The following is a 12,867-nucleotide window of genomic DNA, read 5'->3' as shown; positions in this document are numbered from 1 at the left end:
CTAGACCTTTGTCAGCAGTCTGAAACCCACCAGCCTTGGTGGGTTTTCTTTTAGTTTTCGTGCTTAATCTGGTTGTTTTTTGGTATTTAGCGGCGTAATTTGCTTTAATTAACGGAAATTCAATTAACTCAAAATAAATCAATGAATTTGCGCTTAATTTTTACATTATTGTTCGCCACTCTATTCGCTGGTTGTGCCACCTATGCAGGATTAAACTACGATCACTTGTTTGGTCCCGAACAAGTTCGTGAGCGTACTGTTGCTCTTAATACGCCCCCTGCCGACTTCTTTCAACATGACGTTAAACCCATCATCGACAATCGCTGCGTCGTGTGTCACGCCTGTTATGATGCACCATGCCAACTCAAACTTTCATCAGTAGAAGGCATTGATCGTGGAGCGAGTAAAGCGCTGGTTTACGAAGGAACTCGACTGACTGCGGCGGCACCAACACGTTTATTTGAAGATGCGCAAACCACACAAGAATGGCGAGATGCTGGCTTTCACCCGGTGCTTAATGAACGAGAGCAAAGTATGGCTGCCAATATGGATGCTGGTTTAATCGCGCGTATGCTGCTACAGAAAGAGCGCCACTCCTTACCTGACCAAGTACAACTCGAAGGGTTTGATTTTTCTATTGACCGTGAACAAACCTGTCCAACCATTGAAGAGTACGATCAATACGAACACGACAACCCAACTTGGGGTATGCCTTTTGGGATGCCTAACCTCACTAGCAAAGAACATCAAACATTAATGAATTGGTTAGAGAACGGTGCAGTAATGAATGCACATGTTCCGCTTACTGATCAACAGAAAGCCGAAATTGAAAAGTACGAAACATTATTGAATAAGAGTTCACGCAAAAACCAACTTGCCGCTCGTTATATTTACGAACACTTATTCCTATCCCACCTATATTTTTCAGACCTTAACGACGAGCCTCGATTTTTCGTACTCGTGCGCTCTGCTACGCCACCGGGAGAGCCAGTAAAACGTATTACGACGCGTCGTCCCTACGACAATCCAGGCGTTGAGCGCGTTTACTACCGCATCATTCCAGAACAAGGGACGATTGTGGATAAAACCCACATGCCATTTGCGTTAAACACGCAACGCATCGAAAACTGGAAAGCGTGGTTCATAGATACTGATTACGACGTCGCAAAACTTCCTAGCTACGACCCTGACATTGCGGCAAACCCAATGACTGCGTTTATTGATCTTCCGGTAAAATCACGCTTTAAGTTCATGCTAGACAATGCGCAAAATACCATCATGGCATACATAAAAGGCCCGGTGTGTCGTGGGCAACTTGCGCTCAATGTCATTAACGATCGTTTTTGGGTCTTCTTCCTTGACCCGGATAAGGCGGATATTCCTGAGGTCAATGAATTTTATCGTTCTCAAGCTGAGAACCTTAAGCTACCAAGCGAACTGGAAAGCAATACTCTACCGGTCACAAACTGGGTTAAATACTCGCGTCAGCAAGCGCGCTATCTTCAAGCCAAATCCGACTTTTTAAACCAATGGTTCAAGAACGGAGAGCATCTTTCTACAGATGTCATTTGGAATGGGGGCGGTACAAACCCAAATGCAGCGCTCACAGTATTTCGTCATTTTGACAGTGCATCTGTAGTTCAAGGCTTAGTCGGTGAACAGCCTAAAACGGCTTGGGTACTGGACTACGCTTTATTGGAGCGCATACACTACCTCCTAGTTGCTGGATTTGATGTATATGGTAACTTCGGCCACCAGCTCATCACGCGAATGTTCATGGATTTTCTCCGTCTTGAGGGCGAAAGTAACTTCATCACTTTGCTGCCTGCTGATATGCGCCATCAAGAGCATTCAAGTTGGTATAAAAACCAACCTCGTCAGCTGAGTGATTTTCTACAACGCAACGTAGCGCCATTTAGCCAACCAACCAGTGTTGTTTATCATACTGACGATCCTAAATCCGAACTGTTGGATATTTTGCGCAAACAAGTCTCGCCTATTCTCTTACCCCGCTACGATATTGTAGACACAGCTTTGACTGTTGAAAGCGAGCAACAACTCGCTAGCATCAATCAGGTTCGAGGTGAGGGACTAAAAAATGTTCCGCAAATTACGATGTTGATGATACGCAGCAAATCCGGTGAAGATGAACTCTTCACTCTTCTGCACAATAACGCCCATATCAACATTTCTAGCTTGTTTGATGAAGAAAGCAATCGTGATTTCGAAAACGACGACATGACGATTGTTCGTGGTGTCGTCGGTAGCTATCCTGCCGCATTTTTTGCCATCGAAGAAGATCAGGTAAAAGAATTTGTCGATCAATTTAGCTCACTAAAATCCGAGTCAGATTACGTTAAGTTACTGGATAATTTTGCGATTCGCCGAAGCTCTGAAAAGTTCTGGCCATTTAGCGATCGTATCCACGATTGGTATCGTACAAAACAACCGATCGAATTTGGATTACTTGACTATAATCGTTTTGAGAATCGATGAAGATTTAAAGGGGGTTCTCATGGGTATCCGAGACAACATTGCCGCTCTTGAACAGCAAATCTATGTTGCTTGCTCAGAGGGAGACTACGATACGGTTAATATGCTTGAGCACCAACTCGAATACTTACGTGGCAGAGTGGAACATCCATTAGACGATGACCCTTATGCTCTAGACACTCGGTTTGAGTGGGATGATGATATGACCCGTTAGAAAAAACCTCCGGCTTTCACCGGAGGTTTTTTGTTTGATCTGTTTATGATTTGAACAACTTTTATTTAAACAGTTTCTATTTAAACAACAAGATAGAACCTCGCCCTATACCGCCGCTATAGGGCACAGCAAATTTACTGCGACATCAGTTGGTCTAGTGCATTCACCGAGTCATTAACCTGCTTTCGAATTACGCTTTGTTGTTGGGTATAAACGTTTAACGAGTCTGATGCTATTTCAATTTGTTGGCATGTGTCCATCAGTGCATTTAAACCTAAACTACCTGCGCTACCTTTCAGCTTATGAGCCAGGTTTTTGATATCTCGATTCTCGCCCTGTTCGGCAGAAGTTTCCATCTGTTGAAGCACATCAGCACTGGTTTGTCTAAACAAATCAATAATGTGCAGCATTTTTTCTCTGCCCAATATTTTCATGTCTGACTGAATCACATTTGGATTGATGATAACCATTGCTGGCTCCTCTGTTAATTGGTCGCTATTGACCGGTGTTTTTATAGTATTTGTTGTAACATCAGTATTTGTCGTAACATCAGTTTTCTTTGTCACATCCCCGTCCTGGGTACACGACTTATCAACCTGTGGTAACAACAGCTGTTTACCATCCAACATTTCTCGAATGATCGCCGCTAATGCCTCTTTTTCCATTGGTTTTGGCAAATATCCATCAAAACCAGCGGCAAGATAGCTTTCCACTTCCTCTGCAAATACATGCGCAGAGACGGCCACCATTGGTGTTGCAATCGGTGCTTTATGTGTCGATTTATTTTGCTCGATCTGTTTAAGTCGATGGATCAAGTCGGTGCCATTGCAATCCGGTAAGTTGATGTCGACCAGCGCGATATCAAAATCTTGCGCCCTAAACATCGCCTCAGCTTGTTGACCATCTTCGGCCATAACAACTTCATGCCCCATGCTTTGCAAGAAGCCCTCTGCAACAACACGGTTTACTGGATTATCCTCAACCAAAAGGGCGCGCACTCGAATTTTACATCTTGAACTCGCGATCGAAACCGTTTCAACGGGGTCACTCACTTCAAGAGGAATGGAGAACCAAAAGCGGCTGCCAAGTCCCTCTTCAGAATCGACGTCCAATTGACCACCCATTGCATGAATGATTCGGCGGCTGATCGCTAACCCTAACCCTGTGCCACCCATTTGGTTCAATCCACCCTCCGCTTGAGTAAAGGCATCAAATAAAGTTTTTAGATCTTTTTTCGCGATACCGATACCACTGTCTGTAACTTCAAACAACACTTGAGACTCATCTTCGGGGTTCAAACTCACGTATATGTCTACTTCACCTTGATCCGTAAACTTAATCGCGTTGCCAACTAAGTTATTTAGCACTTGGCTGATACGAATAACATCGCCTTTCCAGTAACGACCCACATCGCTTTCAATGTGGTATGAGAACATCAATTTTTTCTCTTGTGCTTTGCCATTCATCAATTGGAATGTATCTTCAATCATTTGGTGAATATCAAAACCTAGACTTCGAATCTCTAAATGCCCTGCTTCAATTTTCGAATAATCCAATACATCGTTCAAAATCGCGAGCAATGTTTTACCACTGCGATTGATGATCTCAGCATAACGCTTTTGCATTGGGTTTAAGCCAGAATCAATCAATAAACGAGCCGTTCCTAATACACCGTTCATAGGCGTACGAATTTCGTGACTCATCGTCGCAAGAAATGCAGATTTAGCACGACTCGCCTGCTCCGCTTGTTTTCTCGCCTCGGTATGATTGAGCACTTCTTCATTTAAGCGGCGGTTTGCCTGTTTCAACTGAGACGTTCTCTCTTCGATCAGCTCCTCTAAGTGCTCTTTATGCTCTTCGAGATCTTGTTTGGCTTTGGCTTCCCCCTCGGCAACCACTTTTAACGCTTGGGCCGTATTTCTTGCGGTGATAATCGCTTGCCCCATATGAGCAAGTTCATCTTTTCCTTTCACCTCAAGCTCTACCGCTAAATTACCCTGAGCGACAGACAATAGCGCGGCGGAATACTCGCCTAAGCGTTTGACAACGGACACATAGACCACTCGCCATAGAATGATCACGACCACCGCTAAACCCACGATTGAAATAAGCGCAAGCGACCACTGAGCAAACTTCAGCGTGCTTGTAAGTTCATCCACTGCGACTCGTGTGGTTTGATTTGAGTCATCCACCAGCCGATTCACGGTATTGTTAAGCTCTGAGAACATTTCCAATGTTTTGTGCATCAACTGCTGCGATTGTTGATTGTTCTCATATTGTTGAATCAATATGGAGAACACAACTTGTCGTTTTCCAAGATCTTGCAACAACTGGCTCATCTGCGCGGAACGTGTCGGGTCTTCTACCGCCAAGACGCGACGTTTCATTATTTTAAGGTTTTCGTCAAATGCATCATGGACTTGATGAATCCTCTCAAGGTTAGTTAATGTTCTTGCTTCCTCAATTTGATTAAGCATTTTAAACGCTAATAAATGCAGCTCATGAAGGCGCTCATTTAGGTCAAGATCTACTTCTACCAACGCATCCAAAGCTTGAAATGCCTGTTCCTTTTTATTTGATTCAAGAAGATCATAAATATGAGTCACGTTCGCTACTGCAATCGTACTGGTATTCTGTACTTGAGTACGAGTCAACTGCTCCAACTCTTCACTCAACAATCGCATCTCTTCAGCACGCGTAGTGATCTCTTTAGCAAGCCATAGTTTCCGCTCCACGGTCACACCAAGCTCTGCTAGATTGTCGATCACATTCTGAACGTTGTTTTCTAGCGTATCTAGAAGTTCTGAATCAAATGAATCCCCACCTAAGTCTTTAATGTGCGTGAGCAGCGATTCCAGTTGATCAAATAACACCTTACCAGCGTCTTTGCGCTCGCCCTCATTTTGCGCGTTTGTCAGCATTTGCACGGATGAAATAATACGCGTGCTTAATTCTGAAACTTGGCGAGCTTCAATCATTGCTGGAATAGCAGCATTAACAACATTTCGCTCCGTTTTTGCTACCAGAGAGAAACCTGATACACCAATCAACGTCGATAACATGACCAACATTGCCATGGCGATGAAAGACAATAGAAGTTTACGTCCGATGCTTGCGGTAGCTAGCAACATATTTTCCTAACCTTAATGTTCGTGTTCCGCGACATATTACGTTATATTTTGCAGTGTTTACTTAATCTATGCCAACGAACTTCATTTCATGGTTAAAAATCAGCACTCACTTCGTACAGTTTTTACACACTCAGCGCTAGCTTTGGCTTTTTTCGCATCAATGCCGTCAAACGCAGCGGAAAAAATCTGTGCTATCTACCCTCACTTAAAAGATTCATACTGGCTGTCAGTAAACTATGGAATGGTTTCCGAAGCGGAAAAATTGGGCGTCGAACTGCGAGTATTAGAAGCAGGTGGATACCCAAACAAAGCCCGCCAAGAACAGCAACTCGCTCTGTGTACCCAATGGGGAGCCGATGCTATCGTACTCGGTACTGTTGACCCACAAGCCTACGAGCACAACCTGAACAACTGGGTTGGCCGCACACCGGTTTTTGCCACCGTGAACGAGCTTGTACTTGATAAAAGTCAATCAAGTATACTCAAAGGTACGGTGGGTGTTGACTGGTACTGGATGGGTTACGAAGCAGGTAAATACCTTGCAGAAAAACACCCAAAAGGCTCAGGACAAACCAATATCGCACTGTTATTAGGCCCTAGAACTCGTGGTGGAACAAAACCCGTCACAACCGGCTTTTACGATGCTATCAAAAACAGTGATATAAAGATCGTTGATGCTTATTGGGCAGACAACGACAAGGAGTTACAGCGTAACCTTGTTCAACGCGTTATTGATAAAGGGAATGTAGATTACATTGTAGGGAGTGCCGTAGCGATAGAGGCCGCCATCAGTGAATTACGCAGCGCACACAAAACCGATGATATTGGCCTAGTTTCTATCTACCTAAGTCATGGGGTTTACCGAGGCCTTTTGCGCAATAAAGTTCTGTTTGCACCGACGGACAAAATGGTCGAGCAAGGCCGCCTATCTATCGAGCAAGCAACGCGCTACTTACGCAATCAACCGTACGAAAAGCAAGCAACGCCCGTTATCAAACCTCTGACACCGGAGACGCTTCATAACGACACGATTGAAGAATCGTTATCTCCGTCAGAGTATCGACCAACATTCCGTGTAAAACCTATTGATTGAAACATAAAAAACGTATTCTATGCCCAAATCACGCTCGCTAAATCAAGTCTCTTAACGTGACTTGGGTATAACTAAACAGCAATAAACTTAGAATCATAAAAACGGAAATAACTTGATGCAAAAAACCACTCGTACCATGCCAGCACATAAACACATCGCGTTGGTTGCCCACGACCATTACAAGCCAGAACTGCTCCGTTGGGTAACAGAGAACAAAGAAAAGTTGCAAAGCCATTTCTTGTACGCAACAGGCACCACAGGCCACATGTTAAGTAAAGAAACAGGATTGGCAATTAAGAGTATGATCAGCGGCCCAATGGGTGGCGACCAACAACTAGGTGCATTGATTTCAGAGGGTAAAATCGACGTATTAGTCTTCTTTTGGGATCCTCTTAACGCCGTACCACATGATCCAGATGTAAAAGCATTACTTCGCATTGCAAGCGTGTGGAATATTCCTGTTGCGACAAACCGAGCAACTGCTAACTTCTTGTTTAACTCACCATTATTGAGTCAAGAAGTCGACATCGAAATACCTGATTACGATGCCTACCTTGCAGAACGCACTTAATCACGTCGTTTAACGATTTGATTGCTGAATAAGCAAAAACGATAAAGGCGATACTGAATATCGCCTTTAACTTTATCTTGAGTTAGAGATAGGATAGTCACCGTTTACCAATTCTTGCACAAAAGCTGATCCCGCACCGGTATGTGTGACCCACACTTTTTCTTTTGCACGCGTCAAAGCAACATAAAATAAGCGACGTTCTTCCGCATAAGGGAATTTGTCAGAAGAATCTGTTAACGCACCGTCTAAGTGCGCTTGTTTTTTCTTGCTCGGAAATTGCCCCTCGTCAACAGATAAAACAATAACGAAGTCCGCTTCCCTCCCCTTACTTGCATGACAAGTCATAAAACGAATGTCCAGATTTGGAAAACGTTTCAGCCAATCATCATACAGATCCGGCTTGTGATAATGGTTGCGACCTAACAACAGTACGGACTTAGTTTTCTTCGCCTGTTGGTTCAATTGATCTAGGATCTTCTCAACTTGGTTACTCGGCACCGCATGAACACATTTCTGTTTGCGTTGTTTGTGGCTGTTTAGGGTCTTAGGTAGTTGCGTCGGATTCTGTTGGATAAAGGTATTTGCAACATCACCTATCTGATTGTTGAAACGGTACGTCGTATCAAGTTGGTGTACAGTCGAATACTTAAAACGCTCTTTAAAACCCGTCGTTAAATCAACGTTTGCTCCGGCAAATTGATAGATCGCTTGCCAATCATCCCCTACAGCAAACAAGGTTGCGCCAGTTTGCTTATCATTCTGTTCGCAAAGCGCCTCAATTAACGCTAATCGATCCGGAGAAATGTCTTGATACTCATCGACCATAATAAAACGCCAAGGAGAGGTAAATTTTCCTTTAGCGACATGGTCTGTTGCACGGCTGATCATCGTCGGAAAATCAACTTGATTCGATTCTTTCAGCATTTTTTGCCAAGCACTAAAACATGGCCAACATAGAGAAAGCTCACTGTTTAAACGCGTGTAATCTTGGTGATTGACCAATTTTTCTTGAACTTGTTTTTTCGATAATCCAACGGCCGCCAACTGGGCAAGTTGTGAATCTAGCCAAGCAATCAGTTTCGGGTTTTCTGAATGACTGCCAAGTTCATCGTCCCCTTTTAGATAGGCAATTGGCCATTTATCAAGATGTTTCTGCCAACGCTTGAAATTGGTGGGTGTCATCCAGTGTTTCTTCAACCAATCAATGCACCACGCCGCTCTTTGCTTTTCATCAATCGCAAGTGGGGATATTTCTACCGATTGAGGTTCCACTTGGTTAAGAATATACAAACCCAGTTGATGAAATGTATTAACTCGCACATTTTCTGCCGCCAAGCCTACTTTATCAACCAAACGCTCTTTCATTTCTTTCGCAGCGTCTCGGCCAAAAGCCAGCATGAGTATTTCTTCTGCTTGCGCCTGATGACTTTGCATCAGGTAGGCAACTCGAGCAGTAAGAACACTGGTTTTTCCTGAGCCTGCACCCGCCAACACAAGGTTGTGGTCATCATTGATCAACACAGCATGTTGCTGAGACAGGTTTAATGGTGAAGACTCAATGCTATTAAATAGCACCTCCCAATTTTGGCGCTCATTTTCCAGCCACTCATGATTACGGTCACTTAATGTTTGTGATGTGCCGATTAGCCACGGTTCAATTTCTGCGATGCGATTTGGCATACGCATCTTTGCTTCAGACAAACTGGTTTTGATTTCTGCCAAATCGTCATTTAATTGATCAACCCAACGTTGAGTCTGAGAGTGTGAAAGATAAGCGGGTAAATGCTTAAGCTGATATAACTCATCTTCCCATTTCGGCAAATAATCCGCGAGTTTACGACACTGATTGTTGTGCCAATCTTGATATTGTCTAACGGCTTCTTGCGCAAACTTTCGACACTGAGGCCAAGGCAAACCTTGTACTAGCCAACTCTGCTGCATTCCGTCTTGCTCATGCGCAAAAAACTGTAGTGAGCTCCATAAAAGGCCTCTTTTTACACCTATTTTGCCATTCCAAAATGTAAATGGGATGTGCTCTTCACTTCCCACGGAACTTAATAAAACACTGTTTTCTTTAATTTCGACTTGGTAATATTCATTTTGGATAAAAAACTGAGCTTTATTGGAGGCAGTAAGCTGCATGTAAAGATTGCCTTTTAGTTATAGATGCTTTGATTATCAGTGCAACCGCACTCAACACTCCGAATTTATATCATTTTAAAAGCTCAAGTTGTAGCGGAGGATAGGTTTGAAATCCTCTTCTTTCCCTATTCTTTATAAAACCTCACATAACTGTAGAATTAGTGTACAAGGTTTAACGCACTCCACCTCATCATTAAATCGTAAGTCAATGACATGTCTGTTGATTTAGTGTGCAAATGACAGTTTTTATTAAATTAAGTCATAAACGCGCTATAGTGTGTTTGTTACTATATACCCAAGTAACCTCAAGCTGCAGATTTCTACCTTGAGGCTAATTGGAAATCCCGTTTTTCATCAGCAACGAAAGGCGCAACGTGCAAGCTGCTTCAAAACTTCGCCTCTATTGGGCAAACAAAACGATTAACTATAGTATTCTGATTTTGATCACTTTATTAGGCGTCGTGATTCCTGCTTGGTATTTCAATCAAAATACATTGATCACCCCACTTATCTTGGGCGTCATTGCAGCAGCTTTGGCCGAGAGTGATGACAGTTTCACAGGCCGAATAAAAGCACTCATTCTCACATTTATCTGTTTTGCCGTTGCGGCATTTTCTATAGAAATTCTATTTGATACGCCATGGGTATTCGCCATTGGTTTGTTCGTTTCTACCTTTGGATTTATCATGCTCGGAGCCATTGGCCCGAAGTACGCAAGTATCGCGTTCGGGTCACTGCTTATTGCTATATATGCGATGCTCGGTGCCCATGAAAGTATCAATCTTTGGTTCCAGCCATTATTACTGCTCACTGGCGCGGCTTGGTTTTACTTTATGTCTATGCTCTGGCAGATTTTTTGGCCAATGCAGCCCGTACAACAAAGCCTCTCCAATGTCTTTCTGCAAATCGCAAACTACCTCGATGCCAAAGCAAGACTGTTTCATCCCGTGACCAACTTGACACCACAACCGATGAGAATTGAAGCAGCCAAGTTAAATGCCGCTACCGTTAATGCCCTAAACGCATGTAAAGCTACACTGCTAAGCCGCTCTAAACGAGGCCATATTGATGGGCCTAGCGACCGCTTTCTGAATATCTATTTTATTGCGCAAGATATCCACGAACGTGTCAGCTCAAGCCATTACCGATATCAAGATCTGGCCACTGAGTTTGAACGTTCTGATGTCCTATTTCGCTTTAAATATTTGTTAGAATCCCAAGCACAAGCTTGCCGTGATATTGGGCATGCCATCCGTTTGGGTAATGAATATACGCATACCGACCAGTCCATTTTGGCGTTAGCAGAGCTGCAAAACTCATTAGGCTATTTGGAAGAACAACAACAAGGCCATTGGAAACGTCTGCTCGCCCAACTTAATTACCTATTTAATAACTTAGCGACCGTAGAAAAACAGCTAAGTAATATTAATAATCCAGATGCAGAACGATTGGAAGAAGACATCCTTGACGATACTAACCCTCATACGCTCAAAGCGATGTGGCAACGAATCTCAGCGAACTTCAATCAAGACTCAATGCTATTTCGCCATGCATTTCGAATGTCTATCGCCTTAACCGCCGGATATGGCATCATTCAAGCGTTTGATATTGATCGCGGTTATTGGATTCTTCTCACCACACTCTTTGTATGTCAACCAAACTACAGTGCAACCCGACAAAAACTGACGGCTCGCGTTATTGGCACATTAGCTGGCCTATTGATTGGCGTGCCATTACTGACTTTCTTCCCATCTCAGGAAAGTCAGTTGGTATTTATTGTGTTGTCCGGAGTCATGTTCTTTGCATTCCGTATTAACAACTATGGCTATGCAACAGGCTTTATAACGCTACTAGTGTTGTTTTTATTCAACCAACTTGGAGAGGGTTATGCTGTCGTACTGCCTCGCTTAGCAGATACCTTGATAGGCTGTGCTCTTGCCGTTGGTGCAGTCATGGTGATACTACCGGATTGGCAATCAAAACGACTTCATAAAGTCATGTCTGACGCCATTGATGCAAACAAACAGTATCTCGGGCAGATCATTGGTCAATACCGAATTGGTAAGAAAGACAATTTGAGCTATCGTGTTGCTCGCCGCCAAGCGCACAACAATGATGCTAACCTTTCTTCCGCAATCAGTACGATGCTTGCAGAACCCGGTAAGTATCGAACGGCCGTCGATGAAAGTTTTCGTTTTCTCACCTTAAACCATGCGATGCTGAGCTACATCTCTGCATTAGGTGCACATCGAACTCGAATTGAAGATGAAACCATTCACCAATTGGTGTTAGATGCCCATCGCTGCATTCATCAGCATTTGGATGTTCTTCACCAACAGTTGCATCATCATAGTGAAGATTGTGACCTTTCTTCAATCCAAGATGCCAACTTAGAACAGAGATTAAATGAATGGCGTGAAGAGGATGACAGCTCTGCTCGTTTAGTACTTCAGCAGCTGCATCTTATCTATCGAATGCTGCCTGAACTGCACTCTTTGGCTTCAAAATTTGCTGTAAGGGTCAACTAATCATCTCAACAGTTCCAACTATCACGGCAATTCTAATCATCGCAGCAATTGAGAAACTAAACTGATGACTGCTTAGCGATACAATGACGACGATGATTAGAGCCATAAACACACATTGTCTTTGATAGGAACTGACATTACTCGGACAAAAAAGCACCAATCAAAATCTATTCTAGCATTATAGCGTTTCAGCCATGACGGCTGTTTTGGTGGGTTGATAAAGGATAAACCCAATCAACATGCGGAGGTAGACATGACTGCTCAGCAATTTAACGAGTTAAAGAAAAAAATTAACGACATGACTGCTAGTCAACTTCGTTCTCTACAAGGCGAGATTAACAACACGTTAAACAAAAAGACTGCGCCTGTGTTATCAAATGAAGAACGAGAGATGTTATCCAAACTGTTTGCATGATCAAACCGTTAGACATTCATTGTGCAAGAATGTTTATCACTATTGCATAGCATCCAGCTAAGATACATAGCGTTTAACACACGTAAGTCATTATGCCAACCGTTGTAAAAACAAAAACATTGATAGCCCCAAGCATCTTTCGTTGCTTGGGGCTAAATTTTATTGTTGGCTATATATTATTGTTGCCCAAAAATTAATGTGAGTTAAGTGACTGTTGATGGAGAAATTGCTAGTGATGGATTTCACCATCACTAGTGCTATTTCTATTTCTATTTCTATT

General features: G+C 43.1%; 8 protein-coding genes. 6 read left to right on the top strand and 2 right to left on the bottom strand.

What is annotated here, in order from left to right:
* Positions 1 to 141: 141 nt before the first annotated feature.
* Together VA249_RS16860 and VA249_RS16855 are read left to right on the top strand one after the other, a co-directional pair.
* Positions 142 to 2,496 carry a fatty acid cis/trans isomerase gene (locus tag VA249_RS16860; protein WP_221071815.1) on the top strand — a complete coding sequence of 785 codons (2,355 nt, stop codon included), beginning with the start codon at positions 142 to 144 and terminating at the stop codon, positions 2,494 to 2,496.
* A 19-nt stretch (positions 2,497 to 2,515) separates the two neighbouring features.
* A complete protein-coding gene (locus tag VA249_RS16855) occupies positions 2,516 to 2,707 on the top strand; it encodes a hypothetical protein (protein WP_128812788.1) in 192 nt (63 codons plus the stop codon).
* Positions 2,708 to 2,841: 134 nt separating this feature from the next.
* On the opposite strand, the gene torS is transcribed toward VA249_RS16855, so the two are convergent.
* Complete coding sequence (gene torS / locus VA249_RS16850) at positions 2,842 to 5,838, bottom strand: TMAO reductase system sensor histidine kinase/response regulator TorS (RefSeq protein ID WP_221071813.1); 2,997 nt, start codon at positions 5,836 to 5,838, stop codon at positions 2,842 to 2,844.
* 88 nt (positions 5,839 to 5,926) lie between these two features.
* Here torS and torT point away from each other — a divergent pair, with 88 nt between their 5' ends.
* Complete coding sequence (torT, locus tag VA249_RS16845; RefSeq protein ID WP_211917513.1) at positions 5,927 to 6,931, top strand: TMAO reductase system periplasmic protein TorT; 1,005 nt, start codon at positions 5,927 to 5,929, stop codon at positions 6,929 to 6,931.
* A gap of 115 nt (positions 6,932 to 7,046) precedes the next feature.
* On the top strand, positions 7,047 to 7,502 hold the full coding sequence (locus tag VA249_RS16840; protein ID WP_128812785.1) for a methylglyoxal synthase: 456 nt from the start codon (positions 7,047 to 7,049) through the stop codon (positions 7,500 to 7,502).
* 72 nt (positions 7,503 to 7,574) lie between these two features.
* Here VA249_RS16840 and helD read toward each other — a convergent pair whose 3' ends face one another.
* A complete protein-coding gene (gene helD, locus VA249_RS16835) occupies positions 7,575 to 9,644 on the bottom strand; it encodes a DNA helicase IV (RefSeq protein ID WP_221071811.1) in 2,070 nt (689 codons plus the stop codon).
* A 374-nt stretch (positions 9,645 to 10,018) separates the two neighbouring features.
* On the opposite strand from helD, the gene yccS reads away from it, so the two are divergent.
* Both yccS and VA249_RS16825 read left to right on the top strand, forming a co-directional pair.
* Positions 10,019 to 12,172: a YccS family putative transporter gene (gene yccS, locus VA249_RS16830; protein WP_221072217.1), complete on the top strand. Its 2,154-nt coding sequence runs from the start codon at positions 10,019 to 10,021 to the stop codon at positions 12,170 to 12,172.
* 253 nt (positions 12,173 to 12,425) lie between these two features.
* Entirely contained in the window at positions 12,426 to 12,587 is a 162-nt protein-coding gene (locus tag VA249_RS16825; protein WP_221071810.1) for a hypothetical protein, read from the top strand.
* Positions 12,588 to 12,867: the final 280 nt, after the last annotated feature.

The sequence above is a fragment of the Vibrio alfacsensis genome (assembly GCF_019670485.1).
Lineage (GTDB): Bacteria > Pseudomonadota > Gammaproteobacteria > Enterobacterales > Vibrionaceae > Vibrio > Vibrio alfacsensis.
This window is presented reverse-complemented; position numbering and strand designations above follow the sequence as displayed.

Coding starts and splice junctions, on each gene's coding strand:
- VA249_RS16860 (WP_221071815.1), top strand. CDS start 142: ATGAATTTGCGCTTAATTTTTACATTATTGTTCGCCACTCTATTCGCT.
- VA249_RS16855 (WP_128812788.1), top strand. CDS start 2,516: ATGGGTATCCGAGACAACATTGCCGCTCTTGAACAGCAAATCTATGTT.
- torS (WP_221071813.1), bottom strand. CDS start 5,838: ATGTTGCTAGCTACCGCAAGCATCGGACGTAAACTTCTATTGTCTTTC.
- torT (WP_211917513.1), top strand. CDS start 5,927: ATGGTTAAAAATCAGCACTCACTTCGTACAGTTTTTACACACTCAGCG.
- VA249_RS16840 (WP_128812785.1), top strand. CDS start 7,047: ATGCAAAAAACCACTCGTACCATGCCAGCACATAAACACATCGCGTTG.
- helD (WP_221071811.1), bottom strand. CDS start 9,644: ATGCAGCTTACTGCCTCCAATAAAGCTCAGTTTTTTATCCAAAATGAA.
- VA249_RS16825 (WP_221071810.1), top strand. CDS start 12,426: ATGACTGCTCAGCAATTTAACGAGTTAAAGAAAAAAATTAACGACATG.